Raw genomic sequence first — 25914 nt, 5'->3', positions numbered from 1 at the left:
CGGGTCCTCGGCCCGGCGGGACCACGCGCGCTCAGGCCCGCGACGGCGGCGGGTCTCGCCACCGACACCCGCTGATCAGCACGAACACGATCACGGTGAACACCGCCCGGTCGTCCACCGGCGCCGTTCCGCCACCCCGCGGACGCGGCGCGAACTTCGGAATCAACGGCTGCACCGACACCCACGGCTCATCGGGCACCAACCGCAAGGCCAACCGATCGACCACGGCACCACACCATGACAGCACCACTTTGATCGTGATGCCGCGGCGTCCCAGTTCCACGGCGAGGTTGAGCACCACCGCCTCGACGGCGGCCTTGGACGCCGGGTATTGGGCCTGCCGCTCAAAGGCGCGGCGGGCGCTGATCGAGGAGGTCGGCAGCCGGCCGCGGACATTGGTGTGGAACACGCGGTCGAAGTCCTCGGCGGTGAGCTCGGCCAGGCCGCCGAAGTGCTCGGTCCCGGCGTTGCTCACGAGACTGTCGAGCCCGCTCGAGTCCCCCGGCGGCCGACTCGACGCCCCGGTGGCTCTCGTCGGCCACGGCCACATCGCCCTGCATGGTGATGGCGTGGCCGCCAGCGGTGTTGATCTCGGCAGCGAGCCGTTCGGCCGCGTCGGCCTGGGGCCGGTAGTCGATGGCCACCGCTGCCCCGTCGACTGCGAGACGTCGCACGACCGCCGCGCCGATTCCGCGTGAGCCACCGGTGACCAGCGCTGCCCTGCCCCTCAGCGCACCCGTCGTCCTGCCTGCCGACCCCTCACCAAGGCAGCCTGCCGTTGTCGTCGAAGAAGCCGCCCGTCGGACACTCCCGCCCGAGCGTGGCCAGCCGCACCACGATCGCGGCGCCCTCGGCCGCGGTCCGGGTCAGCTGGAACGGCAGGCCCTTGGCGAAGTCCGTGTCACACGCACCAGGCGCGACCGCGTTCACCAGGATCCCTTCGCGCGACAGCGCTTTCGCGTACTGCACCGTGAGCATGTTCAGTGCCGCCTTCGACACCGGATAGCCCAGCGAACCCGACATCCGACTCAGGTAGTGGGTGGCATCGGTCGTCCACGTCATCGACGAGGTGCCGCTGGAGACGTTCACGATCCGCGCCGCGGACGAACGGCGCAGCAGCGGGAGCATCGCCTCGATCACGGTGACGACACCGAACAGGTTCGTCTCGAACACCGCCCGCACCCCGTCGAGGTGCGCGGAGCCCGGCGCCTGCGCCCCGAGGTCGCCGGAGATGCCGGCGTTGTTGACCAGGACGTCCAGACGGCCGAACCGCTCGGCGATCTGCTCGGCCGCCGCGCTCACCCCGCGTTGGTCGGTCACGTCGAGGCCGATCGGGTGCGCGACACCGCCCGCCGCGCTGATCTCGGCCACCGCCTCGGCGCCCTTCTCCAGGTCCCGGGCACCGACTACCACCGTCATCCCGAGCCTCGCGAGCTGGCCCGCGACGGCCCGCCCGATCCCCTTGTTCGCCCCCGTCACCAGGGCGATCGTTGCGTCATCACTCACATGATCAGCGAACCACCCGTCGTTCCCCCGGGCCAGGACCAGTCCGATCTCGCTCGATACCCTCCTGGTATGGACGTCCAGACCCGGGAACTGCGCTACTTCATCGCGGTCGCCGAGGAACTGCACTTCGGGCGGGCCGCCCAGCGGCTGGGCATCGCCCAGCCACCCCTGTCCCGGGCGATCCGCCTGCTCGAACAGCGGATGGGCCTCACCCTGCTGGACCGCACCAGTCGCGGGGTCCACCTCACGGCGGCCGGGGAGGTGTTCCTGGCCGAGGGACGCGTCGCACTGGATGCCGTGGCCGCCGCGGTGCGCCGTGCGCGAAGGGCGGCGGCAACCACTCCGCGGCTGGTCCTGGCGCTCAAACCCGGCAGCGACGCCGACCTGTTGCAGCCGATCCTGGACCGCTACGCCGCCACCCCCGACGCCGTTCCGGTCGATCTCGCCTTCAGCGTCGGCGAACGCGCCGCGATGGTCCGCGACGGCCGCGCCGACCTCGCACTGCTGCACCGGCCGCAGAACGACCTGAGCGGCCTGGACAGCGAGGACCTCCACGTCGAAGGCCAGGTCGTGGTGCTTCCGGACGGCCACCCCCTGACCGCCCGCACCGAGGTGTCGATGGCCGACCTGCGCGGCGGGACCCAGCCCCGCTGGCCGGAGTCCCGCCCCGAGGTGACCGGCCACCTCGTCACCGACACCGACCAACTGCTGCAACTCGTCCGGCTCGGGCGGATGGTCGCGGTGCTCCCGGAATCGATCCGTGATCGCCTGCCACCCGGCACGGTCAGTCGTCCTGTCATCGACGCCGAGCAGGCCACCCTCGTGATCGCCTGGCACCGGGAGTCCACCTCCCGCCAGGTCGCCGCCTTCATCCGCGCCGCGACCTCCGTCAAGACCGAGCTGGAACAGGTCTGACAGGTTACGGCCGGAACACGCCGGAAACCTTGCTGTGGAGTTTCAAAAGTCGGCCACCAGCGCTGACCGGCAGCTTTACGCGGCTCGCTCGCACTCGTTTACCAGGGTTGACGAGTGGATCCGTTTCTACAACAGCAGGCGTCGGCACTCCGCGATCGGCGTGCTCAGTTCCAACGCCTACGAGTCACTGCCAGCGACTGCTTGAACCTCGTAAGCCCCTGTCCACCATTCGGGGTGAACCTCACAACGCCACGCGGATCGGCTGGCAGAGGAATCTGCCCGGCTCGTCGCCGTTGTCGAGCGGCTTGCGCGACGTCCCAGATCTTCCCTCCGCGTGGCCGGCGACCGCGACGACACCAACCGCTACCTACCGTGGACGCCGGTGCCCGACCTGGCCGCCGCCAACAGCAACCGGTGTGGGCCGACGACCCTGGTTTGCGGATCCTTGCACGCGGTCTCGGTATTCCGGCCGTTTCGACTCCTGCGGTCCTGGACGTGCTGCCGGCTCACGACCTGCTGACGTCGAGAGAGCACTCGGATGCGATTGAGGCGATGTTCCGGGCGAAGGTGGGCGACTTCGAGATCACCGACCAACAGTTCCTCGACACGGCGCAAGCCGAGGAGTGGGACCCAGATGGTGCCGCGGCAGTGGCCCTGGGACGCCCTGCGGCGTGGCGGGACCTGACGGCATCGCTGCGTCGGATGCGGTCGCTGATGCGTGCGATCCGGCAGTATCGTCCGGACCTGCTGCATTGGTGGCTGTACTGGTGCGTGAGTGGAGCGGCGTTCACAACGCTTGCCGATCCGCGTCGCGCCTGCACCTTGAGGTTTGCCGGATGGCACTGGCGGAGGTCTTCCCCTGCCGCGACCAGAAGCTCGATCCCTTGCCTGCCGCCGTACAGGTGCTGTTCAGGAAGTACGCCGGTGTGGTACCTGGCTCGATCGCCCTACCGTACCTGCTCGCCAAGCTTGCCGATCTCGATGGTGTGGAACCCTCCTCGTCGTGGTCTCTACCGTCCGATACCTGAACGACTGCGAGTGGATCTTCGGTGAGGCTCGCCGACAGTACGACGGGGCGGACTCCGTCGTGATCAAACGCGGTGACCTCGTCGCCGCGACGGAGGCATCCTCCGTCGCTGCCGTCAGGTCATAGAGAACCGACTGTTCCCGTTTCCCGACGGTTTGACGATTGAACCTGTCGAGACAAGTCCCGGCTGCGGTCCCGTCGTTGTATCCATGCCGCCCCAGGGAAAAAGAAATGAAACTTTTCTTCACGGCGCCATTGTCGGCAGTCATGTCGAAAGTGCAGTTGCTGGAGCAGCATCAGCAGGATGCGGAGCGCCATGAGCAGTTGGCGTCGCTGAACGCCGAGCAGGCCAAGGCGATCGCGCGTCTGGACGGCGCTGGATGAGCCATCATGACGTTGTTCCGCCACGGTCCTGCGCGGCGGCGCAGGACCTGAGGCGATCGGCGAGCGCGATGACGAGGTCGCGGAGTTCGTCTGGGCGCTCGATGGCGAACGGCCGGTTGAGCGAGGCGAGGACCGGGGGCAACCAGTCGAGTCGCTCGGCTCGCAGTTCGACGCGCCGCCAGCGCTCGGTCGCGTGGTCCTCGCCCGCCACGGTCGCGGACTCCTCCAGGCTCGCGACACTGGCGGGAAGGTGCGCGCGGATCTGCCCGACCGTCCCGTGGATCCGCAAGGTCACCTCATGCCGGTACTCGGCAGTGGCGAACCCCGACAACACGCGCTGTGCCGGACCGGGCCCCGCTGGCGCTTCGAATGAGCCGGGCAGGGTCCGTGCGTCGGCGATGCGATCGAGCCGGAAGGTTCGGTCTTCGCCGATCCGGGCGTCCCTGCCCGTGACGTACCACCGGCCCGCATGGGCGACGATCCCGTACGCGTGCAGCGTGCGTTCGCTGCGCTGTCCGGCACGGCCGGTGTAGCGGATCGAGACCGGTCGGCGGTGGCGCACCGCATCGGCGATCGTGAGCAGGACTTCAGCGTCCGGGGCGTCGAACTCGCCGGGCTGATCCGTGAACGCGAGAGCTTCCAGCAGCGTGTCGAGCCGACGGGCGATGTGCTTGGGCAGCACCCGCCGGATCTTCGCCGATGCCGTCTCGCTCGCCGTGTGCTCCGTCGTGGTCAACCCGGCTCGGCGGCCCGCGATCAGGCCGAGCAGCACGGCCATCGCCTCGTCGTCGCTGAGCATGAGCGGTGGCAAGCGGTAGCCGGCGGCGAGCCGGTACCCGCCGTAGCGGCCGCGCACCGATTCCACGGGCACGTCCAGGTCGATCAGCTGGTCCACGTACCGCCGCACGGTGCGCCCTTCGACGCCGAGCCGGTCGGCGAGTTCGGCCACCGTCCGCGTGCCGCCCGACTGCAACAGCTCCAGGAGTGTCAGCACGCGGGCCGTGGGGCGGGGCACGTTCGCAGCCTAACGCAAATACCGGACCGATTCTGTCCACTATTTCTCCTAGCCTGCGCCGTGCACGCCCACAGCACAGCCAAGGAGACTCCCGTGGACTTCGTCTCGATCCGCATCATCACCAGCGACGTAGCGCGCCTCGTCGCGTTCTACGAGCGCGCCACAGGGGTCCATGCGACGTGGGCCACCGAGGACTTCGCCGAACTCAGGACCGCGGGCGCCACCCTCGCGATCGCCGGCACCCGCACGGTCCCGCTGTTCGCCCCGGGCTCTGCCCGCCCGGCGGACAACCACAGCGTGATCACCGAGTTCCTCGTCGACGACGTGGACCGCGTTCACCAGGACCTGACCGGCTTCATCACCGACTTCGTCACCGAGCCGACCACGATGCCCTGGGGCAACCGATCACTGCTGTTCCGCGACCCCGACGGCAACCTCGTCAACTTCTTCACCCCCGTCACCCCGGCGGCGATCGAGAAGTTCGCACGCTGACGTCGAAGGAACATCGGCGCGTGAAGGAAGCGTGCGACGCGGCCGGGGAGCGATGTCGCCTCACCAGCACCGGCGTTCGCGGACCGGACGGCGACACATCGTCCACTCGCGCTTGCCGGCCGCGTGCCTGGGCATGTCCTTCACGTCGACGGAGATGATGTGACCAGGCCGCGCCTCACCCGGAGGTGCTGTTCCCGGGTGAAGCGCACCCTCCCTCACCCACCCGACAAGGCAGTGCGGACCCCTGGCCTCGACGTGATGGACACCGACAAGGACCCCGCCGGTGCCGATCGGCGGCTGCGTTTCAGCAGAGCGGATGACCCGGGCCAGGCGTGAACCGCGCGCTCCAGACCCTTGCCGCGCAGGGACTTCCTCATGTTGAGCCGGGCACCATGGTCGTCCTCACCCGTCTTCTCGCCCACACCAGCCTGTGGGCTTCCAGAACCCTGCACTGGGGCGCTGATCTGCGGTGATCGCGCGCCATGGACCACAGGTCATGATCGTGGAGCGTGGCGTTACGACTGCTGTACCCGATCTTCGTCCGGCTCGTCGACTGGTTGGTTCTCCTCGGCCGGTCGCCGGCGGCCGAGGACGTCGAGTTACCGGTACTGCGGCACGCGGTTGCCGTGCTGCGCCGGGCCACTCCCCGCCTGCGGCTGGACTGGGCCGATCGCGCGGTGCTCGCCGCATTGGTGCGACGATTTCCCAGGTGCTGCGCATGCACCGACTGGTGACGCCAGGCACCATCCTGCGATGGCACCTGCGCTTGGTCGCGAGGAAGTGGACCTACCCGAGCCGGACCGGGCGTCCGCAGGTCGACGGCACCGTGGCGGTGTTGATCGAGCAGATGGCGCGGGGGAACACTGGTTGGGGCTACCGCCGGGTCCAGGGCGAACTGCTCAAACTCGGCCACCGGGTAGCCGCGTCGACCGTCCGCCGCGTGCTCAAGCGCCTACGGATACCGCCGGCACCGAGGCGCGACACCGACCTGTCGTGGCGGCGGTTCCTGCGCGCCCAGGCCACGCGCCACGCTGCCCAAGAGCGAACTGCTACGCCGAACGGTTCGTCGGCACCACCAGACGCGAAGTCATTGACCGACTGCTCATCATCAATGAACGCCACCTGAAATCTGGCCGCCCAATACGTGGACGGCGACACCTCCAGCACGGCACAGACCGGCTCAACACCGAACCGCCCACGATAGGTGTCGATGAACTCGACCAGCGCGGCGGTTCGGGGTCGAGTTCCCGGATGAAATACGCCGACACCGCCTTCAGGATATCGTTCGCCCGCCGCAGCTCACTATTCTCCCGTTCGAGCTCGGCGATGCGCCGGGCATCACTCGTCGATGTCCCCGGCCGTTTCCCGCCATCGACCTCGGCCTGCCGAAGCCACGTCCGCAACGCCTCCCGACGCACCCCGAGCCGGTCCGCGACCCGAGCGATCACACCTGTCCGTTCGCCCTGCTCACGCAACTCAAAGACCAACCGAACCGCGCGTTCCCGCAGCTCAGACGAGTACTTCGGGGACCGGCGGACCGCAACGACACCGACAGCCCCCACACGACCACGCCCCCGACACGATCGGATGATCACGTTGGGGGCGTAGCCGTTGATCGACTCACCGACAGCATCGCCGGTGGGGCCGGGCCTCGCGGGCACTACCTGATCAGAAGTACATCCAGGTCGGCATCAGCCCGTTGTCCAGTACCTCCACCATGATGCCGCCGGCACCCGCGACGGGGGGTGTGTTGGCGAAGTTCGCCAACGCGACCGGGTCGTTGAAGTTGCCGACCCACCGCCACTGCGGGGCTGCGGCGGACGCCGCGATGCGCTTCTTCATCTCGACGGCCTCCGCCGCGGTGATCACCCGGTCGGGCGCGATGTAGTCGGGACCCGCCTGGCCGGCCACGTCCGTCGGCGCGGGCTCGGCGACCACGGCCGAGGCGGTGAGGGTGCCGGAGACCGCGAACGCGGCCACCGCGCACAACACGGACAAGGTCCGCAACGCACTCATGAGGAACTCCGTTTCGGTCGAATCGAATGGCCGATCGGCTCAGCCGCTTGCACTGTGTCGACGCACCCTGTTCGCCGACCTTGCGGCGACCTTGCGCAGCAGCCAAAATCGGCTTCCAACTGCTCGGCGTGCGGTCGAGCGCTCCGGGGGGAGTCACGTGGAATTCCGATTATTCGGCGAGGTTCAGGTGTGGTCGGCAGGCCGGTCGCTGTCCGTCGGCACACCTCGACAGCAGGCGGTGCTGGTGGCGTTGCTCGTGGACGCGCGAAGACCGGTCGCGATCGACACGCTCGTCGACCGGGTCTGGGACGGCTCGCCGCCCGCTGATCCGCGCGCGGTGCTGTACTCCCATCTGAGTCGAATCCGGCGGTTGCTGGCGCAGGCGGCGACGTTTTCCGGCGAAGAGGAAGCGCGAATAGTGCGGCGACACGCCGGTTATATGCTCGACATCGACCCGGATTCGGTCGACGTGCACCGTTTCCGGCGGTTGTCCGAACAGGGCGGTGACGACGAGCAGCGGGCCGCCGCGCTCGCCGAGGCGTTGGCCCTGTGGCGCGGCACGCCGCTGGGCGGGGTACACGGGGAGTGGGCCGCGCGGCTCCGGTCCGGATGGTCCGGCCGGCGGCTGGATGCGGCGGTGCGGTGGGCGCGGATCGAGCTCGACCTCGGTCGGCCCGCCGCAGTGGTCACCACGCTGCCCGACCTCGCCGCGGAGTACCCCTTGGCCGAGCCGCTCGAAGCCCTGTTCATGCGGGCGCTGCACGCGACCGGACGCGGCGCGGAAGCCCTCGACCGCTACACCGCCGTCCGGCGGCACCTGGCCGACGAGCTGGGCACCGACCCGGGACCCGAACTGCGGGCCGTGCACAGGACGCTCTTGGAGGACGAGCCACTTCCGTCCGCGCCCCCACGACGCGCACCCGCTCTCGTGTCCGCGACCGCCGTACCGCCGCCACCGCCGCCACCGCTGCCGATGCCGGTCCGCCGACGTGCCCCGGCGGTCCTGGTCACGCTGCTCGCGGCACTCGTCCTCCAAGGCGACGTCACCGCCCCGCCGGCCCCGCAGCCGGTCGAGCACGTGCAGGCCCTCTTCGCCGCCGCCCGGAAGCTCCACCACGACGGGAAGGCGACCGAAGCGCAGGCGAAGCTCGCCGACGCAGCGCGCCGCTACGACGACCTGCTCGACCTCGACCCGGGCCGCAACGGACCCCTGCTCGCACCCGCGGTCGTGGAGGCACTGCGTTGGGCGGGCGTGGACTTCAGCGTCGCCGAAGCGTCGGTGTGGTCCTGGCTCGCCAGCAAGGAGTCCACCCCGTACCCGGCCATCTCCCAGGTGTTCCTGCTGCGGGGGTGGCGGCTGAGGGCCCCGGTGTTCCTCGACGTCATCGTCTGGAACTACGAGCAGGCGCCCGGCGTCACGTCGCCGCGCGAGGCCGCGGATGTGCGGATCGACGTCCTGGAGGCGGCCGTCATCGAAGGCTCGAACTCCCGGCACGGCACACACGTGAGGGAGTTCGGACAACTCCTCGAACCCTGAGCGCCGGTGCGGCCGGCCTGTGCGGAGGTCGGCCAGTGGGCGGTTCGCAGGGTCCTGATCGAGGAGTTGCAGAGGTTGAATTCGTGTTGGCGGGTGGAACTGGCCCCGTGACGTTTCTTGATCGTCGCGGTATGCCGGGTGGACGAGGTATGCGCAGGGTGGTGGCTTGACGCCTCGCGAGCAGCGGGCGCGGGAGCGCATCCGGCTGGAGGCCGGTGCCCGGTTCGTCCGGGGTGGGAAGACCGCGGTGGTGGCGGAGTTGCGGGTGGGTGTGCGTCAGGTGGAGAAGTGGCGTCGCAGCTGACGTGAGGGGGCTCGAGGCGTTGCGCTCGGTGGGATCGATGTCGGTGGAGCACCTCTCGCCCGTCCAGTGGGAGCGGTTGGTGCGTGAGCTGGCCAAGGGTCCGTTGGCGCACGGCTGGGACCAGGGCGGGGGCTGGACCCTGGGCCGGGTGAGGACGATGATCGGCCGGTTGTTCCACGTCGGCTGCACCGTGCAGGGGTGTGGCGGCTGCTGCGCCGGCATGGTTGGTCGCTGCAGGTCCCGGCGCACCGCGCATTGGAGCGTGACGACGGGGCGGTCGGGGTGTGGCACGGGGAGGTCTGGCCCTGGGTAGAAGACTCGCTGCGGACCTGGGCGCCGCGCGGACAGACCCCGGTGTTCCGGGTGCGCGGCGGATGCGGAGGTTGGGTGTCGATGGCCGGCGTGCTGTGCTTCAAGTCCGGTGCCAGGCCGCACCTGGTCTACCGGCTAGGGCTGTGGCGCGGCCACAAGGGCGAACGGCGCGGCTTCACCTGGGCCGAGTACCGCGATCTGATCGTGGCCACCCACAACCAACTGCACGCTCCGATGGTGTGGATCTGGGACAACCTCAACGTCCGTAAGGCGCACGAGCTGGTCGAGTTCATCGACGCGAGCCGGGACTGGCTGTACGTGGTGCGCCTGCCCTCCTACGCCCCGGAGTTGAACCTGACCGGGGGGTCGCTGCTCAACCAGTACCGGCCCGACGTGCTCGACGGCTGCCTGGCACAGACCGGACTGACCCTCGCGACGACACCACGACCGCGGTATTGGTGGCGTCGTCGCCACCATGACCAGTGCAGGCGGTCCACGGGACGGTCGACATGCTTGATCACCAGACGGACGGACAAGTGTCGGATCTCGTTCAGCGTCAACGGAATCAACCCTGCCGGAGCCGGTGCGGCCTGCTCGGCCGCGGTCGTGACGGCCTGGAACAGGTGCGCCAACAACATTACCGACTCTTTCGGCTCAGGGTGACGTCGTGGTGGCGTGGTGATGAATCCGATTTGTGCGATGAACCCGTCGAGGTCGAAGGGCGCCAGGTTGGCCAGGCTGCGTTTCAGGTGAGACCACACGCCCTCTGCCGGATTCAGGTCCGGGGCGTAGGGCGGCAGCCGGAACACCGTCAACCACCGCTGTGTCGCGATCAGTGCGCGCATGGCGGCGTTGACGTGGTGGACGTAGTTGTCCCACACCAGCACGATGTTCCCGCCCAACTGCTGGTGGGCGGCATCGAGCAGGACGGCGAAGTCGGGTTTGCGGCAGACCGTGCCGGCCAGGGACACCCGCCCCGCCTGGGTGGTGCGCACCGGCAGCGCCGGTGTCCGGCCACGGCGGGCCCAGGTGCGGGTCCGGGGCGGCCGCAGCAGCTGCCCGGCCTCGTCGACGAAGCACAGCCACGCGTCCCGGGCCCTCACCGTTTTTCACGCGGCCAGGTCGTGCGCACCCAGGTGGCCACGCCGGACTCGTCGCGTTCGGCGGCCCGCTGCACCGGCAGCTGCGGGGTGAAGCCCATCTGCCGCAGGATCCACCAGGTCTGGGCGCATGCGCGACCGCCGCCCGCACGGGCCCCGCGACCGCGGCACCTCCACCCCGCCGGTCCGCCAGCGGGTGTGCCAGCCGTAGGCGGACTTGCGCGAGACCCGTAACAGCCGCGCCACCCGCGGCGGAGCCACACCCCGGGCGAACATCCCGGCGGCCTCGAACCGGACCCGCTCCCGCTGGGCTCGCTGCTTCGCGGTCAGACCACCACCATCGGAATACCGCATGCCACCGGCATGCACCCACCATCACCCCGAAACGAAAAGATCAGTAACGTGGTCCAGCGGTGCCACGAGGGCCAGGTTCGGACCTGGTGCTCGTCCCGCACCAGGACCGACAGCGCCACCGACGACCGCGGGTAGCAGCGATAGGAAGCCAACTCTCCGGTACGGCGGTTGCGGCGGACCGACAACCAGCGGTGCCCCGGCGGCGCGCAACGCCGAGGCGGCGCCGTGAACCTCGTCGCCGGTCACCCAGGCCGCCGTGGCACCGCCGTCCAGCGCGCGAACGAGCATGCGCCGGGCCAGTTCGGTCTTCGTGGCGAACACGGTGTCCTCGGGCACTCCCGCCGCCGCGCGGCGCCGTGTGTCGTCGGTCCACGACGCCGGCAGGTGCAGCTCCCGGTCGATCAGGGTGTGCCCGACGGCGGTGGTGCAGGTCAGGAACACCCCGACCTGCGCGTTCTCGATCCGGCCTGCGGTCCCGGTGTACTGCCGTCGCACACCGACGGTGTGAACGCCCTTCTTCACGTCCCCGGTCTCGTCCACGACCAGGATCGCGTCGGCGGCGCCCAGGTGCTCCACGGCGACCGTGCGGATGTCGTCGCGGACGGCGTCGGCATCCCACACCGCCTTGCGCAACAGGTGCTGCATCCCCGCCGGCCCGGAATCGCCGACATACCCGGCGATCGTCCAACAGTTCTTGCGCGGCAGATCCGACAACAGGCCCAGCACGAACGCACGCGCTCGTCGACGCGGTTCCACTCGGGTGAACCGGCGGGCCACGCGGGCCATGAGCCCGTCGAGTGTATCCCGCCATCGGTCGAGGTCTACGCTGTGGCCCGCGGCCACCACATGATCTTGGACAGTCCTCACGAACCGTTCATGATCGTCCGGTGGCCGCACCCATCTTCACGGCCCCTGACCAGTCGAGATCACGAACTTTGGCTGGAGTGCTAACCGACGATCTCCAGGGGGCGAACACCCGGGATTACCACCGGCATTCCGAAAGTGGGACAAAGCCGAATGCCGGGCGGACCCCATTTCGGCTGCTGCGGCAACGCGGGCGGAGCAGGCGATTGATCGCTATGCGATCGGCGGCGGCACGCACGAACCCCGATCGGCGCGATCGTCGATCCGGTGCCCAGTCGAGAGCGTGCTGAACCACGCGAACGGGTCGGCCGGAGTATGGCGTTGACCTTCGGGCGGTTCGTGTTTCGCCGTTCAGTACCCTGGGAGCATGGCGGACACGCCCGATTCGGCGACCGAGTTCGAGCAGCAGCGCCCCCGGCTGTTCGCGCTCGCCTATCGGCTGCTGGGCTCCGCCGCGGAGGCCGAGGACGTCGTGCAGGACACCTATCTGCGGTGGAGCGCGGTCGACCGGGAGTACGTGGCCACGCCCGGGGCGTGGCTGGCCAAGGTGCTGACCAATTTGTGCCTGAACCGGCTCACCTCCGCGCGCAACCTCCGCGAGCGCTACGTCGGGCCGTGGCTGCCCGAACCGGTGCTCACCGACACCGCGCCGCTGGGGCCGATGGAGGTCGCCGAGCAGCGCGAATCGGTGTCCCTGGCGCTGCTGGTGCTGCTGGAGCGGCTGACCCCGGCCGAGCGGGCGGTGTTCGTGCTGCGCGAAGCCTTCGGGTACACGCACCGGGGCATCGCCGAAGTGCTGAACGTCAGCGAGGCGAGTTCCCAGCAGCTCTACCGGCGGGCTCGTGCGCACCTGGACCGGTCGCGTCGCCGGTTCGAGCCCGACCCGGCGCAGGGCGCGCTGATCGCCCGCCGGTTCTTCTCCGCCGCCCGTACCGGCAACCTGGTCGAACTGGAGCGCGTGCTCGCCGCCGACGTGGTGTCCTGGGCCGACGGCGGTGGCAAGGTCACCGCCGCCAGGCGGCTGGTGCGGGGCGCGCCCGAGGTCGCCCGCTACCTCGCCGGCTGGATGGCCGGATCGCTGCCCGGCCTGGAGATCGCCATCCGCGAGGTCAACGGTGAGCCCGCGATCCTGGCGGTGTCCGCCGGCCGGCTGTGGGGCGTGATGGTGCTGGAGATGATGGCCGGCCGGATAGCCGCCCTGCGCACGGTCGTCAACCCCGACAAGCTCGCCTTCGCCGATTCCCAGCTCTGCACGACTGCGTGATGCACATCACGTCCCGGTGCTGTCAGAACGGGGTCCGCTGACCGGTTCAACCCTGACATCCCGGAGTTCGGGCGAGGGAGGGGCGAGCGGTGGCACATCGCATCGTGGTGGTGGGCGCGGGCTATGCGGGCCTGTCGGCGGCCAAGCGGGCGGCGCGCGGCCTGGGCGGGCGAGTCGCCGTCACGGTGGTCAACCCGGCCGACGTGTTCGTGGAGCGGGTCCGGCTGCACGAGGTCGCCGCCGGCGCGCCCGCCGTCGACCTGTCGCTGGCGGAGACGCTGGCCGACCGACGGGTGGCGTTCCTGCGCGGTACGGTCACCGAACTCGCCTTGGCAGGGCGCCGGGTGGCCGTGGCGACCACGGGCGGGTCGCACGAGTTGGAGTACGACACTCTGGTCTACACGGCGGGCAGTACCGCCCGCACCGGGTGCGTACCGGGCGTCGCCGAGCACGCGCTGACAGTCTCCGGCGCGGCCGACACCGCTGCCGCCCGCGCCCGGTTGGCGGACTTGACCGACGGCGCGTGGGTCACCGTGGTCGGTGGCGGCGCGACCGGCATCGAGGTGGCCGCCGAACTCGCCGAGACCCACCCCGGTCTGCGGCTGCGGCTGGTCACCGACGAGGAGCTGGGCGGCTGGCTGTCCCCACGCGGCCGGGCGCACGTGCGCTCCGCACTGGAGCGGCTTGGCGTGCAGGTGCGCGACCACGTCGAGGTGGTCGAGGTCGCGGCGGACGGGCTGGTGCTCGACGACGGGCAGGTCCTGTCATCGGACGCGGTGGTGTGGTCGGTGGGCTTCGACGTGCCGTCGCTGGCCGCGCGGGCGGGCCTGGAGGTCGACCGGTCCGGGCGGGTCAGGGTCGACGGCACCATGCGCTCGTACTCCCACCCCGAGGTCTACGCCGCGGGTGACGCCGCCGCGATGGGCGGGGCGCTGGGCGGTGAGCTGCGCATGGCGTGCGCTACCGCACTGCCGTCCGGGCGGCAGGTCGCGGACAGCATCGCCGCGCGGCTGGCCGGCCGCACCCCGCGCCCGATGCGGTTCAGCTACGCGTTCCAGTGCATCAGCCTCGGCCGCCGCGACGGGCTGATCCAGTTCCTGCACGGCGACGACCGGCCGCGCGACCGGGTGCTCACCGGCCGGGCCGCCGCGCTGTTCAAGGAGGGCATCGTGCGCAGTGCGCTCACCTTCACCCGCCTGCCCGGACCGCTGTTGCCGTCCTGATGCGCGCGGACCACCCACCGCGAACCACCCCTCGGCCGCCCGCGTCGGGCCAGGCGGCCGACCGGTGGTCGGGTACCGCGCGGATTTCCGGAACGTGCGCGCGCCACTGCCGACGATTGCCTGCCGCGTCCCCGCGAGTGGTTGCACCCCCGGATGGCGATGGCCACACTGTGGTCGTCGGCATTCGGATCGCATTCGCTGTCGATTCCGTCTGCCACTTCCCCGCCTCCGCATTCCCGGTGGTTCGGCCGGTGACCTCGGCGCGTGGTCGCCCGGCCTTTCCGCTGGTTTTCAGAGAACGTGGTGACGACGTGGCGAACAGGATCTGCGTAATCGGCGCGGGCCCGCGGGGCCTGTCCGTGCTGGAACGACTCTGCGCGAACGCCCGGACCACCGGGGAACCGGTCGAGGTGCACGTCGTGGACCCCTACCTCGGATTCGGCGGCCGGGTCTGGCGCACCGGACAACCGGATTCTTTGGTCATGAATACGGTGGCCTCCCAGGTCACCATGTTCACCGACGACAGCGTGCGGTGCGCGGGTCCGGTGGAACCCGGCCCGAGCCTGTACGACTGGGCCCGGGATGTCGCCGCCGGCACGGCGGGCGGGTATTCCGCCCTCGTGCGCGCGGAAGCCGCCGGGCTCGGCCCGGACTCCTACCCCACGCGCGCCTTCTACGGCCACTACCTGTGCTGGTTCCTCGACCACATCACGCGCACCGCGCCGCCCGACGTCACCGTGGTGCGCCACCAGCGGACCGCGCTGTCCCTGGACGACCTGCCCGGTGGCGGGCAGTCCGTGCTGCTCGACGACGGTACGCGGGTGGTGGTCGAGGCGGTGGTGCTGGCGCAGGGCCACGTGGACGCCGCGCCCACCGGGGTCGAGCGCGAGTTGGCGGGGTTCGCCGCGCGCCACGGCCTGACCTACCTGCCGCCCGGCAACCCCGCCGAGGCCGACCACGACCGGGTCACCCCCGGCGAACCGGTCGGCGTGCGCGGCCTGGGCTTGAACTTCTTCGACCACGTGGCACTGCTCACGGTGGGGCGCGGTGGGCGGTTCACCGGCGACCGCGACGCCCCGCGCTACGAGCCCTCCGGGAAGGAGCCCGTGCTGTACGCGGGGTCGCGGCGCGGTGTCCCGTACCACTCGCGCGGGGAGAACCAGAAGGGCGCGACCGGGCGGCACGCGCCGCTCTTCCTCGACCAGGACACCATTCGCGACCTGCGGCGACGCCCCCGTACGGAGTTCCGCGCGCACGTGTGGCCGCTGATCGCCCGGGAGGTCGAGGCGGTGTACTACCACGCGCTGATCGCCGACCGGGACGGCGCGCCACGGGCGGGGGAGTTCCTGACCGAGTACGTCCGCACCGACCCGGCGGAGGTGGACGTGCTGCTGCGCGCGCACGGCGTGGGCACCGGGGAACGGTGGGACTGGGACGCGGTGGCGCAGCCGTTGCGGGGCTTGGCGTTCGCAGGTCCCGGGGCGTTCCGCCGCTGGATGCTCGACCACCTGCGGTCCGACCTGGCGCAGGCCCGGCGCGGCAACGTGCGCGGACCGCTCAAGGCGGCCCTCGACGTGCTGCGCGACCTGCGCAACGAGGTGCGACTGGCGGTCGACCAGGCCGGTATCGCGGGTGCGTCGTACCGGGACGAGCTGCGCTCCTGGTACACGCCGCTCAACGCGTTCACCTCGATCGGACCGCCGCCGAGCCGGGTCGCGGAACTCGTGGCGCTGGTGGAGGCCGGGGTGGTGGTGCCGGTCGGCCCGGAGCTGCGGGTCCGACCCGGCCGGGGCGGGTTCGTGGTGTCCTCGCCCGCCGTCGCGGGCTCGCAGGTGCTGGTCACCGCGCTGGTCGAGGCGCGGCTGCCCGCTCCGGACCTGCGCACGGCGACCGAGCCGCTGCTCGGCGACATGGTCGGGCGCGGGCAGTGCCGGCCGTATCGCATTCCGGACGACCTGGCCGGAGCGTACGAGACCGGCGCGGTGGATGTCACCGCGCGGCCCTACCGGGTGGTGGACCGCGCGGGCAGGCCGCACCCGGCGCGATTCGCCTACGGGGTGCCGACCGAGTCGGTGCACTGGGCGACCGCGGCGGGCATCAGACCCGGGGTGGATTCGGTGATCCTGGGCGATTCGGACGCCATCGCGCGGGCCTGCCTGGGAATGGGCTAACCGGCCGTGCGCGCCGCGCGGGGTGCTTCCCGGCTCCGACCGGGGCCGGGAACCTGCCACCGGACGTTTCCGATGGCGCATTCGACCGGGTCGGATGGCTCTTGTTCCGTCAACCGTACGGCTCGGTACGGATGTCAAGCGGGGGAACCCGGCGGCGGTTGTCCGCATTCACCGATTGACCCCATCGGCCGATTGACCCAACGGTGGGCCCCCGTGGCATGTTGGCACCGATGGGGGAACACCCGTGCGATTCACGGGTTCGTTCGAGAGTCGGGCCGTCGAGCACCACCGGGCGGCCGGAGGGGCCGGCCGCGCAGCTGTGCGGGGTCGGCCGGCGGACCGCTCAGGAATTCGCAGCAGGGCTGTCGGGTAGATGTTGCCGCCGGTATTCGAGGATAGCCAGTCGATCTATCGTGCGGGATGGCGGGGGGGATATGTCTTCGGTCACCAATGGGTCCGTCGCGGGTGGGCGGGACGGGGCGGTCGCCCCGGGCTCGGGAGTGGAGTGCTCGGCACCGACCAGGGTCGCCGTGGACTCGCTCGTGGTGGGGTGGCGGGTCCGGTCCGCCGGGGTCGACGTGGCGCACGTGCGGGCGCTGGCCGAGGTGGCCGGGAGCCTGCCGCCGATCGTCGTGCACCGCCCCACCATGAGCGTCGTCGACGGGCTGCACCGGCTGCGCGCCGCACAGCACCGGGGCGACGTCGAGATCGACGTGGTGTTCTTCGACGGCACGCCGGCCGAGGCGTTCGTCCTGGCGGTCACCGCGAACACCACACATGGCCTGCCGCTGGCGCTGGCCGACCGCAAGGCCGCGGCCGCCCGGCTGATCGCCGAGCACGGCACGTGGTCCGACCGGCGCATCTCGACCATAGCGGGCCTGTCGCACAAGACCGTCGGGGCGCTGCGGAAGTGTGCGAGTGGGGAAAGTACCCACTCGCACACCCACCGGGTCGGCCAGGACGGCAGGCAGTGGCCGCTGGACACCTCGGTGAGCCGGTTGGAGGCGCGGCGGATGCTGGAGGACCGGCCGTCCGCGTCCCTGCGGGAGGTCGCCAAGGCCACCGGCCTGTCGCCCTCGACGGTGCGGGAGGTGCGCAAGCGGCTGGAGGACCCGCCGCCGGTACCGGTGGACGCCATGATCGCGCTGCTGAGCGACCCGGTGGTGCGCTCCGGGGAGATCAAGCGGCTGTTGCTCCTGCTCGACCTGCACATGCGGTCGATGCGCCGGCGTCAGCCGATGATCGAGCACACCCCCCGACACCTGGTCGAGCTGGTGTCCTCGGCCGCCCGCGAGTGCGCGGAGGTGTGGGACGGCGTGGCCGAGCGGCTGGAACGGCACGGGGGCGACACCGACCGGCGCATTCCTGTTCGGCCGGCCCCGGGTCGGGCATGATTTCGCAGCCTGTGGGGAGCGCGTGTGGGAACCGACGAGTTCCGATACGCGTTCGCATCAATTGGGGGTCAAGGTGCAAGTCATCTGGGGGGCAAGGTGAAAGTCGAGATCGCCGCCGGCTTGGCGAATCGGTTGACCGCGTGGGCATCGGGGGGTGCCGTGGAAACGGTGCCCCTGGATTCGCTGCGCACCTCGGCGTCGCCCCGTTCCGCCGGGGTGGACGCGGCTCACACCCGGCTGCTCGCGCAGCTCGACGCGGAACTGCCGCCGATCGTGGTGAACCGGCGCAACCGGGAGGTGGTGGACGGCGCGCACCGGCTGGTCGCGGCCCGCTTGCGCGGCGACACCGACATCCGCGCCCGGTTCGTCGACTGCGACGACGACGAGGCGTTCGTGCTCTCGGTGCAGCTCAACACCGCGCACGGCCTGCCGCTGACGCTGGCCGACCGGGTGGCCGCGGCCAGGGGCATCCTGCTGCGGCACGGCCACTGGTCGGACCGGTCGATCGCGGAGATCACCGGGCTGGCGCACAAGACGGTGGGCGCGATCCGCCGCCGGGAGGGCGGCGAGGCGGTCGACGTGGCCGCCCGGCGCGGCAGGGACGGCACGATCCGGCTGGCCGACGTGTCGGAAGGGCGGCGCGAGGCGGAGCGGCTGCTGGTGGAGCAGCCGGACGTGTCGCTGCGCGAGATCGCCCGGCGGACCCGGATCTCGGTGGCCACCGTGCGCGACGTGCGGGCTCGGCTGGAACGCGCCGAGGAGCCGGTGGCCGCGCCGCGCCGCGGTGACCCGCCGCCGCCCGCCCGACCGGCGGCGGCACCCGCGAAACCGCCGTCGGTGGACCGGTTCGCGCTGATCCACATGCTGCGCAAGGACCCGGCGCTGCGCTTCTCCGAGTCCGGGCGCACGCTGCTGCGGCTGCTCTACACGTGCGTCGTGGAATCCCAGGACTGGGTGTACTCGCCGGAGCGGATACCGGCCCGCTACGTGGACGTGCTGGTGGCCGCCGCGCGAGAATGCGGGGCCGCCTGGCGGGAGTTCGCGGTGGAACTGGAACAACGGCCCGATCTGCGTTCTTCGGGCTGATCGGAAAATCCGAGGGTCGCTCGTCATCAAATCGCCGCAGCCGCCCGGTCGATGGACCGGGGGCGCGGCGATCGGTTATTTTGGAATCGGTCGCGCGATGGTGGGGTAACGCCACGCGGCCGTCTCCTAAATTCTTCCGCTATTTCCACACACCGATTCGGGGTGAGGTGTGGCCATGTCGTGGCAGGTCGCTCGGGACCACCGCCAGCTGGTCGGCTGGCTTGCCGACCCGACCGCGGAACGGGGCGTGCGCTTCCGCGGGGACGACGGCACGTGGCGGCGGTGGACCTACGCCGAGCTCGCCGCCGACGCCGTGCGCGCCGGGCACGCCCTGGCCGACGCCGGCGTGCGCGCCGGGGACGTCGTGCCGATGGCGGTGCCCGCCGGCCCGGACTTCGTCACGCACTTCTTCGGCGTGCTGGCGCTGGGCGCGACGCCGTCGGTGCTCCCGCTGCCGTGGGCGCTGCGCGGTACCGAGGCGTACCTGCGGCAGGTGCGGGCCATCACCGGCGTGATCCGACCCGCGCACGCCGTGGTCGCCGCGCAATACCGGGACCTGCTCGCGGACGGCCTGGCCGGTGCCCGGCTGCTCGAACCGTCCTACCTGGACGGTGGCGATCTGCCGTTCACCCGCGGGGAGGCCGCCGTCCTGCAATTCACCTCGGGCTCCCGGGGCGACCCGCGCGGCCTGCGGATCAGCGTGGCGAACATGGCCGCGAACCTGCGGATGATCCAGCGCTGGATGCGGCTGGACCGCTACGGCGCGGTCTGCTGGCTGCCGCTCTACCACGACATGGGTCTGGTCGGCGGCCTGCTCTCGGCGGTGACCGCGCAGCTGGAGCACGCGCTGATGCAGCCGGCGCACTTCCTGCGCGACCCGGCGGGCTGGCTCGCCGAGTACGGCCGCACCCCCTACCACGCCATGGTCATGCCGAACTTCGGCTTTCGGCAGGTGCTGGAGAAGGTCCGCCCCGAGGACCTGGTCGGCGTGGACCTGTCCCACCTCAGGACGGTGATCAGCGGCGCGGAGCGGATCGACCCGGACGTGCTGTCCCGGTTCGCCGCGCTGCTGGAGCCCACCGGGTTCGACGTGCGCGCCCTGATGCCCGCCTACGGACTGGCCGAGGGCACGCTGGCGGTGTCCGGCGACGCGGCGGACCGCGTGCCGCGCCTGGTGCACACCAAGTCCCTGGACCGCAGGCTCGGCGAGCCCGTGGAGATCCTGGAAGTGGTCGAGCTCGGCGTGGAACCGGTCGCCGAGCCGTGGCAGTGGCAGGTCAGCTGCGGGCTTCCGCTGGCCGGCCTGACCGTGCACGTGCTGGACGAGGACGGGGTGCGCCAGCCCGAGGGCGTGCTGGGCGAGATCTACGTCGAGGGCCCGTCGGTGGCCGACGGCTACCTCGACCCGACCGCCGAGGACGCCGCCCGGCTCGGCGGCGGCCGGCTGCACACCCGCGACGCCGGGTTCCTGCTCGACGGCGAGCTCTACGTGGTGGGCCGGCTCGGCGACAGCGTGAAGGTCAACGGCCAGAGCGTGTTCGTCGAGGACGTCGAGCAGGAGCTGCGCGCCGCCACGAGCATCCCGGACCGGCACCTGGCGGTCGTCGCCGGCATCGAGGCGGGCACGCCGACCGTGCTGCTGGTCACCGAGAAGGACCCCGGCGACGACCTCGACGCGCTGCTCGCGGTGCTCCAGCGGTCCGGGGGGCCCGGTGCCCGCATCCTGGTGCGGCACGTCGCGCGCGGCACGATCCCGCTGACCTCCAGCGGCAAACCACGCCGACGTGCGCTCTGGTTGGCCTACCTGGCGGGCGAACTGCCGCCGGCCGGCGGGCCCACGTCGTGACCGCGTGCCGCACACCGAGTCCGATGCCGAGAGGAACGAACATGGCAGAGCACAGCGTCGCCCCGCCCGGCGGCCTGTTCGCGAACGGGCCGTTCGGCGAGCCCGTCGAGCAGTACCGCAAGCGGGTCGCGGCCCTGCTGCGGGAGGCGTTCGACCCGGAGGTCGCGCGGGAGGCCGAGCGGACCGGCCTGTTCCCGCGCGAGCGGCTGGTGCCGCTGGCCGGGGCCGGGCTGTTCCGGGAGCGCTGGGAGCAGCGGCCCTACGGCGACCCGGGCATGGGCGTGATCATCGCCGAGGAGAGCGGACGGCTGGCGCAGGCCGGGCTGTCGGTGGGGCTGAGCCTGCACTGCGAGACGGTCTCGTCGATCCTGGTCCGCTACGGGGACACCCCGCTGTTGCGCGACTACCTGAACGGGATGCTGGCGGGCAGGCTGGTCGGCTGCCTCGGCGCGTCCGAGCCGACCGGCGGGTCCGACCTCAACGGCGTGCGCACGGTGGCCCGCCGCACCGGCACCGGCTGGCACGTGGCGGGGGAGAAGAAGTACCTCTCGCTGGGCGCGGTGTGCGACTTCGCGCTGGTGCTGGCCCGACTGGACGAGGGCACCGGCGCGGTGGCGGGCAGGCTCGGCCTGTTCGCGGTGCCCGCCGGCGGGCTCACCCCGCGCAAGCGGCACACCAAGGCGGGCACGTCCGCGCTGGACACCACCTGGATGGCGATCGACGCCGAGGTGCCGGACCAGGCGCTGGTCGGCCGCACCGGGCTCGGCCTCGTCGCCGCCGTGTGGGGGCTCAACCACGAGCGGCTGTCCATCGCCGCGCAGACCGTGGGCGGGGCGGCGACCGCGATCGGCCTGGCCACCGCGCACCTGCACACCCGTGAGCAGTTCGGCGTGCCGCTGATCGAGCACCAGGCGTTGCGGCTGCGGCTGGCCGAACTGGCGTCCAGGCTGACCGTGCTGCGGTACGCCGTGTACGCGGCGGCACAAGGGGTTCCGGTCGCCGGCGCGTGCGACACGCGGGACTTGGCCGCGGTGAAGGTGACCGCCGCGCGGTTCGCCGAGGAGGTCATGAGCGAGTGCATGCACCTGTTCGGCGGCGCGGGTTACCTGGAGGACGAGACCCCGCTGTCGCGGATGTGGCGCGACTCCCGGCTGGCCCGCCTCGGCGGCGGCAGCGACGAGATGATGTGGGAGCTGGTCGCCAAGGGTCTGGTGCCCGACCACGTCGGCTACGCGGAGAGCGTGGACCTCGGATGAAGCTGCTGCTGACCGGGGTCGCGGGCCAACTGGGCTCCGCCGTCGTGGACCTCGCGCCCGAACGGGGGCTCGACCTCGCGCCCGTGGTGCGCGCGCACCGGCCGGGCCGGCTGCCGGTGGACCGGGTGTTCCCGCAGCTGGCGGGCGGGATCGTCACCGGCGACGTGCGGCAGCCGTCCTGGGGGCTGGCCGAGGCCGCGCTGGACGAACTGGCCGCCACCGTCGACGTGGTGCTCAACCTCGCCGGCGACACCGACTGGGCGGCCTCCGCCCGCGACCTGTACGCCACCAACGTGCTGGGCGCGCGGCACGGCCTGGACGTGGCGCGGGAACTCCAGCGCCGCTCCGGGCGCCGCCTGCTGTACTGCCACGTCTCGTCGTTCGTGGTCGCCGGCGGCGCGCTCGGCTCGATCGCGGAGGTGCCCCTGCCGCCGGACCGGCACCGCACCCAGTACGAGGAGAGCAAATGGGTGGCCGAGCGGGAGCTGGCGGCCGCGCACCGGCCGGGCGACCCCGACGTGCTGATCGCCCGCGTCGGCGCGCTGCTGGGCGACTCGCGCACCGGCCGCACCGCCAAGCGGAACTCGCTGTACGTGCTGTCCGACCGGTGGCGCGACCTGCCGGGTCGGGTGCTGCCCGCGATGCCCGGCGCGCGGGTCGACATCCTGCCCCGCGACGTCGCCGCCCGCGGCCTGCTCGACGCCCTGGACGGCATGGTGCGCGCCGGACCCCGGGCCGAGCCGGTGATCGTGCACGTGACGGCGGGGGAGCGGGCCCCGACCTTGCGCAACCTGCTGGAGACCGCCCGGTCCATCGCGCCCGGGGCGTTCGGCGAGTGGGTGCGGCTGGTGCCCGCGAGCGCGGAGCGGATCCTGTGGCTCTCCGGCAACGCGCAACGGTTCCTGCCGCTGTCCAAGGGCTGGCGCAACCGGGTCATCGGGCTGCGGTACATCGGCCTGGACCGGATCTGGGAACGCGGTCGGCTGGCCGACCTGGTGGCCGGCCCGCTGCCCGCCGCGGACCCCGAGGTGCTGGCCAGGCTGACGTTCGACCTGCCCGCACCGCGTCCACCCGTCGCCCCCGGCGACCCGAACCTGGCGAGGTTCCGGCCATGAGCGTGCTCGTCCTGGGCGGGTCGGGTTACCTCGGCACCGCCGTCGCCACCGCGTGCCGCGACGCGGGCGACGAGGTTCTGGTGCTGTCCCGGCGCGGCACCGCGTCGGTCGGCGAAGGGCTGCGCGGCGACGTGCGCGCACCCGGCCTCGGCCTGTCCCGCGACGACCTGGCCCGGGTGAAGGCGCGGGTCACGCACGTGGTGCTCGCCTTCGGTTCGGTGTCGTGGCGCGGCGGGCCGGGCGAGACGCTGGAGACCCACGACGCGGCCACCCGGTCGGTGCTGGGGTTCCTGCGCGGGCTCCCGGCGCTGGAACAGGCCGTGCACGTGTCCTCCCTGCTGGTCATGGGCCGCGCCGAGGGGCGCGTGTCCAATCGGGAGCTCTACGTCGGCCAGACGTTCCGCAACTGGTACGAGTACGGCAAGTACTGCGCCGAGCGGCACGTCCGGGACGCGACCGACCTGCCGGTGGGCGTGGTCCGGTTCGGCCCGGTGCTCGGGCCCGACCCGCGCGGCGGCGTGCCCGACACCCGCACCGGGCTCCAGGCCGCCATCCCGCACGTGCTCGCGGGCTATCCGGTGCACCTGGTCAGGCGGGGCGAGTTCCCCAGCTGGGCCAGCGATGTCATGTCGGCGGGCGAGGTCGTGCGCAGGGCGCTGACCGCGCCGATCGGCCGGGCCACCTGGACCTGGTTCGACCCCGCGATGCCCAGCACCGCCGACGTGCTCACCGAGGTGTGCCGGCCGTGGGGCGTGGTGCCCAGGATCGTCGAGGCGCGCCTGTTCGACCGGCTCAGCCGGCTGGTGGGCGCGCGGCTGGGGTTGGCCCCGGAACTGCTCGACTACGCCGAGCCGTGGCTGGACCTCGACCCGGCGGTGCTCGACGACATCCCCCGGCCGTGGCCGCGACCCGAACCGGACTACCTGGGTGCGATGGGCCGCGCGCTGCTCGGCCGCGCACCCGCGGAGGCGGCACGATGAGCGCGCGCCCGAGGACCGTGGACACCGACCCGCACCCGTACTTCCGGGTCTACTCGGCGGGCAACTTCGGTGAGGTCGCGCCGCAGCGGCTGTCGCCGATGTCGTGGTCGCTGGTCGGCGACCCGATGGAACGCGGCACCCGTGAGCTGGCCCGCAGGCTGTGGGGCCGCCGCCCGTGGGCGGAAGGCGCGCACTACGTGTTCGTCGGCTACTTCGGCTGCCGGCCCTACCACAACCTGTCCGCCTGGTGTCACCTCGCGAACAGCGTGCCGGGCCTGACTCCCCGGGACGTCACGGACGCCTACTTCGAGGGCGTCGACGGGCCGGCGGAGAACGTCGCCCTGCGGGAGGGCCGGGTCCGCCAGTACGGCGGCGCGGCCCGGTTCGCCCGCGAGATCCGCGACACCGGGCACCGGCTGCGGCTGCTGGAGGCCCGGGTCGCCGAACTGGAATGGGACGCGCGCGGGGCGCTGGGCACCGAGCACCGGCACGGGCTGGTTCGCGTGCTGGAGAACGCCGAATCCGTGCTGCGGGAGGCGTGGGCGGCGCACGTGACCACCACGTCCGCGCTGGTGCCGATGCGGGCGTTGCAGAAGAAGGTCTACCGGCGGTTGACCGCGCACGGCGGGGAGATCGCCGACTGGCTGTCCAAGCCCCGCGAACTGGTGTGGGACCGGCTGCACACCGCCGCGTCGGCGGGCACCGGGCCCGGTGCCTTCCTCGACTCGTCGTTCTACGAGGTGGCCGACCACCTCGTGCCGTGGCGGGACTACGCGGTGCGGCACAAGAGGACCGCCACCCCGGACGGCACCGCGGCGGTCGCCGTGCTGGACCCGGCGGAGGCCGTGGCCGGGATGCTGCCCGCGTGGCGCGGCCGGGTCGTGCGGTCGCTGGCCGTCGCGGTCGGCGAGACCATGGCCGACCGCGAGCAGACCAAGTCGCTGGCCATGCGCGCGCTGCACGTGTTCCGCACGCTGCTGCCCGAACTCGCGCCCGTGTTCGGCGTGGCGGAGATCTGGCCCTATCTGACGATCCGGGAATTCCTCGACCTGGCGACCCGGGCGTCCGGTGCGCTCGCGCGGGCGGCCGACCGGGTCGAGGCGTGCCGGACGGCGCTGGCCACCCCCATGCCCGAGCACTTGGACCTCGGCGGCCACGACGGCGGGGTCCGGCCCTGGGCGTCCGGCTCGGTGGTCCGCCCGCGCGGGGTCTCGCCCGGCATCGGCGTCGGTGTGGTCGCCTCGCCCGACGACGACCTGCCCGACGAGCCGGTGATCCTGGTGTGCTCCTCGGCCGACGCCGACATCGCGCCGCTGCTCCCGTTCGCGGAGGGCGTGCTCAGCGAGCGCGGCAGCGAGCTGTCGCACATCGCGATCCTGGCCCGCGAGGCCAACATCCCCTGTGTCGTGGGTTTCCCGGGAGCGGCGTCGCTCCCGCCCGGCACGGTCGTGTCCATCAACGGCAGCACCGGAGAGGTGAAGGTCCAGTGACAGTCTCGGACAACACCAGCGCCACGGCGGCGGACGTCCTGCCCGCCCTGGAAGAGGTCTACACCCGGATCAAGCGGATCAGCCGCGAGCTGCGGCCCGGCGACCGGATCGTGGCCGACCTCGGCATCGACTCCCTGGCCACCGTGGAACTCCTGCTGTCCCTGGAGGACAGGTTCGGGATCTCCCTGGTCGAGGACCCCAGGGCGGCGGACGTCGAGACGGTCGGCGACCTGGTCGAGCTGATCACCGCGCTGCGCGGCTGA

Annotated in this window: 26 protein-coding genes and 6 pseudogenes; 21 read left to right on the top strand and 11 right to left on the bottom strand. The window is 71.8% G+C overall.

The genetic code is table 11. The features are described from left to right. Positions 1-40 precede the first annotated feature (40 nt). From EKG83_RS48380 to EKG83_RS27830, 4 genes and pseudogenes are all read right to left on the bottom strand, one after another. Positions 41-226 (bottom strand): annotated as a pseudogene (locus tag EKG83_RS48380) (transposase); the annotation flags it as partial. Between the two features lie 27 nt (positions 227-253). Further along, a pseudogene (locus EKG83_RS48375) lies at positions 254-409 on the bottom strand (SDR family oxidoreductase); the annotation flags it as partial. Beyond that, complete coding sequence (locus EKG83_RS48370; RefSeq protein ID WP_248782349.1) at positions 345-674, bottom strand: hypothetical protein; 330 nt, start codon at positions 672-674, stop codon at positions 345-347. The gene EKG83_RS48370 and the pseudogene EKG83_RS48375, both read right to left, overlap by 65 nt. Positions 675-759: 85 nt before the next feature. Continuing rightward, entirely contained in the window at positions 760-1479 is a 720-nt protein-coding gene (locus EKG83_RS27830) for an SDR family NAD(P)-dependent oxidoreductase (RefSeq protein ID WP_084716104.1), read from the bottom strand. Positions 1480-1575: 96 nt separating this feature from the next. Here EKG83_RS27830 and EKG83_RS27825 point away from each other — a divergent pair, with 96 nt between their 5' ends. The 3 genes from EKG83_RS27825 (at position 1576) to EKG83_RS27815 (ending at position 3832) form a co-directional block, all read left to right on the top strand. Then, positions 1576-2421, top strand: a complete 846-nt coding sequence (locus EKG83_RS27825) for a LysR family transcriptional regulator (RefSeq protein WP_033428921.1) — start codon at positions 1576-1578, stop codon at positions 2419-2421. 836 nt (positions 2422-3257) lie between these two features. After that, positions 3258-3449: a hypothetical protein gene (locus EKG83_RS27820; RefSeq protein WP_153278495.1), complete on the top strand. Its 192-nt coding sequence runs from the start codon at positions 3258-3260 to the stop codon at positions 3447-3449. Between the two features lie 230 nt (positions 3450-3679). After that, entirely contained in the window at positions 3680-3832 is a 153-nt protein-coding gene (locus tag EKG83_RS27815) for a hypothetical protein (protein ID WP_153278494.1), read from the top strand. Between the two features lie 4 nt (positions 3833-3836). On the opposite strand, the gene EKG83_RS27810 is transcribed toward EKG83_RS27815, so the two are convergent. Then, a complete protein-coding gene (locus EKG83_RS27810) occupies positions 3837-4826 on the bottom strand; it encodes a helix-turn-helix transcriptional regulator (protein ID WP_407690734.1) in 990 nt (329 codons plus the stop codon). A gap of 81 nt (positions 4827-4907) precedes the next feature. Between EKG83_RS27810 and EKG83_RS27805 the strand changes: the two genes are divergently transcribed. The 3 genes from EKG83_RS27805 to EKG83_RS48360 all read left to right on the top strand — a co-directional run bounded on the left by EKG83_RS27805 (position 4908) and on the right by EKG83_RS48360 (position 6465). Beyond that, on the top strand, positions 4908-5339 hold the full coding sequence (locus EKG83_RS27805; RefSeq protein ID WP_407690733.1) for a VOC family protein: 432 nt from the start codon (positions 4908-4910) through the stop codon (positions 5337-5339). A 509-nt stretch (positions 5340-5848) separates the two neighbouring features. Then, entirely contained in the window at positions 5849-6073 is a 225-nt protein-coding gene (locus tag EKG83_RS48365; RefSeq protein WP_063741257.1) for a hypothetical protein, read from the top strand. Next, complete coding sequence (locus EKG83_RS48360; protein WP_228123001.1) at positions 6049-6465, top strand: hypothetical protein; 417 nt, start codon at positions 6049-6051, stop codon at positions 6463-6465. The genes EKG83_RS48365 and EKG83_RS48360 overlap by 25 nt, the downstream gene beginning before the upstream one ends. Here the strand turns inward: EKG83_RS48360 and EKG83_RS49840 are convergent. Both EKG83_RS49840 and EKG83_RS27790 read right to left on the bottom strand, forming a co-directional pair. Further along, positions 6389-6901: a transposase gene (locus EKG83_RS49840; RefSeq protein ID WP_084716105.1), complete on the bottom strand. Its 513-nt coding sequence runs from the start codon at positions 6899-6901 to the stop codon at positions 6389-6391. The genes EKG83_RS48360 and EKG83_RS49840 overlap by 77 nt on opposite strands. A gap of 106 nt (positions 6902-7007) precedes the next feature. Next, positions 7008-7355, bottom strand: a complete 348-nt coding sequence (locus EKG83_RS27790) for a hypothetical protein (protein WP_153278492.1) — start codon at positions 7353-7355, stop codon at positions 7008-7010. 157 nt (positions 7356-7512) lie between these two features. Between EKG83_RS27790 and EKG83_RS27785 the strand changes: the two genes are divergently transcribed. The 4 genes and pseudogenes from EKG83_RS27785 to EKG83_RS49440 form a co-directional block, all read left to right on the top strand. Continuing rightward, on the top strand, positions 7513-8892 hold the full coding sequence (locus tag EKG83_RS27785; protein WP_153278491.1) for an AfsR/SARP family transcriptional regulator: 1380 nt from the start codon (positions 7513-7515) through the stop codon (positions 8890-8892). A gap of 166 nt (positions 8893-9058) precedes the next feature. Then, on the top strand, positions 9059-9196 hold the full coding sequence (locus EKG83_RS48355) for a hypothetical protein (protein WP_170191772.1): 138 nt from the start codon (positions 9059-9061) through the stop codon (positions 9194-9196). Positions 9197-9310: 114 nt separating this feature from the next. Beyond that, positions 9311-9478 (top strand): annotated as a pseudogene (locus EKG83_RS50030) (helix-turn-helix domain-containing protein); the annotation flags it as partial. A gap of 42 nt (positions 9479-9520) precedes the next feature. Continuing rightward, positions 9521-9874, top strand: a pseudogene (locus EKG83_RS49440) (transposase); the annotation flags it as partial. On the opposite strand, the gene EKG83_RS48350 reads toward EKG83_RS49440, so the two are convergent. The 4 genes and pseudogenes from EKG83_RS48350 to EKG83_RS27765 form a co-directional block, all read right to left on the bottom strand. Next, complete coding sequence (locus EKG83_RS48350; RefSeq protein WP_063741259.1) at positions 9844-10611, bottom strand: transposase; 768 nt, start codon at positions 10609-10611, stop codon at positions 9844-9846. The pseudogene EKG83_RS49440 and the gene EKG83_RS48350 overlap by 31 nt on opposite strands. Continuing rightward, the gene (locus tag EKG83_RS49835; RefSeq protein ID WP_407690793.1) at positions 10608-10718 is read right to left on the bottom strand and encodes a winged helix-turn-helix domain-containing protein; all 111 of its coding nucleotides are present in this window, start codon (positions 10716-10718) and stop codon (positions 10608-10610) included. Before EKG83_RS49835 ends, EKG83_RS48350 begins: the two co-directional genes overlap by 4 nt. A gap of 25 nt (positions 10719-10743) precedes the next feature. Beyond that, positions 10744-10962: pseudogene (locus EKG83_RS49830) on the bottom strand (helix-turn-helix domain-containing protein); the annotation flags it as partial. 32 nt (positions 10963-10994) lie between these two features. Then, positions 10995-11748, bottom strand: a pseudogene (locus EKG83_RS27765) (IS701 family transposase); the annotation flags it as partial. 445 nt (positions 11749-12193) lie between these two features. Here EKG83_RS27765 and EKG83_RS27760 point away from each other — a divergent pair. From EKG83_RS27760 to EKG83_RS47085, 11 genes are all read left to right on the top strand, one after another. Continuing rightward, complete coding sequence (locus EKG83_RS27760) at positions 12194-13090, top strand: RNA polymerase sigma-70 factor (protein WP_033428925.1); 897 nt, start codon at positions 12194-12196, stop codon at positions 13088-13090. An 89-nt stretch (positions 13091-13179) separates the two neighbouring features. Then, positions 13180-14313 carry an NAD(P)/FAD-dependent oxidoreductase gene (locus EKG83_RS27755; RefSeq protein ID WP_051764814.1) on the top strand — a complete coding sequence of 378 codons (1134 nt, stop codon included), beginning with the start codon at positions 13180-13182 and terminating at the stop codon, positions 14311-14313. A gap of 311 nt (positions 14314-14624) precedes the next feature. Then, the gene (locus EKG83_RS27750; RefSeq protein WP_033428927.1) at positions 14625-16484 is read left to right on the top strand and encodes an FAD/NAD(P)-binding protein; all 1860 of its coding nucleotides are present in this window, start codon (positions 14625-14627) and stop codon (positions 16482-16484) included. A 530-nt stretch (positions 16485-17014) separates the two neighbouring features. Further along, positions 17015-17878, top strand: coding sequence for a ParB and winged helix-turn-helix domain-containing protein (locus EKG83_RS27745; RefSeq protein ID WP_051764816.1), 864 nt, complete (start codon positions 17015-17017; stop codon positions 17876-17878). A gap of 168 nt (positions 17879-18046) precedes the next feature. Continuing rightward, the gene (locus tag EKG83_RS27740) at positions 18047-18964 is read left to right on the top strand and encodes a ParB/RepB/Spo0J family partition protein (protein ID WP_153278489.1); all 918 of its coding nucleotides are present in this window, start codon (positions 18047-18049) and stop codon (positions 18962-18964) included. Between the two features lie 175 nt (positions 18965-19139). Then, positions 19140-20810: an AMP-binding protein gene (locus EKG83_RS27735; RefSeq protein WP_033428929.1), complete on the top strand. Its 1671-nt coding sequence runs from the start codon at positions 19140-19142 to the stop codon at positions 20808-20810. Between the two features lie 41 nt (positions 20811-20851). Then, positions 20852-22066, top strand: a complete 1215-nt coding sequence (locus EKG83_RS27730; RefSeq protein WP_051764818.1) for an acyl-CoA dehydrogenase family protein — start codon at positions 20852-20854, stop codon at positions 22064-22066. Further along, complete coding sequence (locus tag EKG83_RS27725; RefSeq protein WP_033428930.1) at positions 22063-23181, top strand: SDR family oxidoreductase; 1119 nt, start codon at positions 22063-22065, stop codon at positions 23179-23181. Before EKG83_RS27730 ends, EKG83_RS27725 begins: the two co-directional genes overlap by 4 nt. Next, positions 23178-24161: an NAD-dependent epimerase/dehydratase family protein gene (locus tag EKG83_RS27720; protein ID WP_033428931.1), complete on the top strand. Its 984-nt coding sequence runs from the start codon at positions 23178-23180 to the stop codon at positions 24159-24161. The genes EKG83_RS27725 and EKG83_RS27720 overlap by 4 nt, the downstream gene beginning before the upstream one ends. Next, positions 24158-25651 (top strand): PEP-utilizing enzyme, encoded by a 1494-nt coding sequence (locus EKG83_RS27715; RefSeq protein WP_084716111.1) that lies wholly within the window; start codon positions 24158-24160, stop codon positions 25649-25651. The genes EKG83_RS27720 and EKG83_RS27715 overlap by 4 nt, the downstream gene beginning before the upstream one ends. Continuing rightward, the gene (locus tag EKG83_RS47085) at positions 25648-25914 is read left to right on the top strand and encodes an acyl carrier protein (protein ID WP_033428933.1); all 267 of its coding nucleotides are present in this window, start codon (positions 25648-25650) and stop codon (positions 25912-25914) included. The genes EKG83_RS27715 and EKG83_RS47085 overlap by 4 nt, the downstream gene beginning before the upstream one ends.

It is taken from the genome of Saccharothrix syringae (assembly GCF_009498035.1).
Taxonomy (GTDB): Bacteria; Actinomycetota; Actinomycetes; order Mycobacteriales; family Pseudonocardiaceae; genus Actinosynnema; species Actinosynnema syringae.
Note: the sequence above shows the minus strand (reverse complement) of the source record. Positions and strands in the feature narration are given on the sequence as shown.

What these genes read in the sequence shown, in the direction of transcription:
- EKG83_RS27815 (WP_153278494.1), top strand. Translation starts at nt 3,680, where the DNA reads ATGAAACTTTTCTTCACGGCGCCATTGTCGGCAGTCATGTCGAAAGTG.
- EKG83_RS27720 (WP_033428931.1), top strand. Translation starts at nt 23,178, where the DNA reads ATGAGCGTGCTCGTCCTGGGCGGGTCGGGTTACCTCGGCACCGCCGTC.
- EKG83_RS27760 (WP_033428925.1), top strand. Translation starts at nt 12,194, where the DNA reads ATGGCGGACACGCCCGATTCGGCGACCGAGTTCGAGCAGCAGCGCCCC.
- EKG83_RS27790 (WP_153278492.1), bottom strand. Translation starts at nt 7,355, where the DNA reads ATGAGTGCGTTGCGGACCTTGTCCGTGTTGTGCGCGGTGGCCGCGTTC.
- EKG83_RS27825 (WP_033428921.1), top strand. Translation starts at nt 1,576, where the DNA reads ATGGACGTCCAGACCCGGGAACTGCGCTACTTCATCGCGGTCGCCGAG.
- EKG83_RS27725 (WP_033428930.1), top strand. Translation starts at nt 22,063, where the DNA reads ATGAAGCTGCTGCTGACCGGGGTCGCGGGCCAACTGGGCTCCGCCGTC.
- EKG83_RS27715 (WP_084716111.1), top strand. Translation starts at nt 24,158, where the DNA reads ATGAGCGCGCGCCCGAGGACCGTGGACACCGACCCGCACCCGTACTTC.
- EKG83_RS27735 (WP_033428929.1), top strand. Translation starts at nt 19,140, where the DNA reads ATGTCGTGGCAGGTCGCTCGGGACCACCGCCAGCTGGTCGGCTGGCTT.
- EKG83_RS27820 (WP_153278495.1), top strand. Translation starts at nt 3,258, where the DNA reads ATGGCACTGGCGGAGGTCTTCCCCTGCCGCGACCAGAAGCTCGATCCC.
- EKG83_RS27730 (WP_051764818.1), top strand. Translation starts at nt 20,852, where the DNA reads ATGGCAGAGCACAGCGTCGCCCCGCCCGGCGGCCTGTTCGCGAACGGG.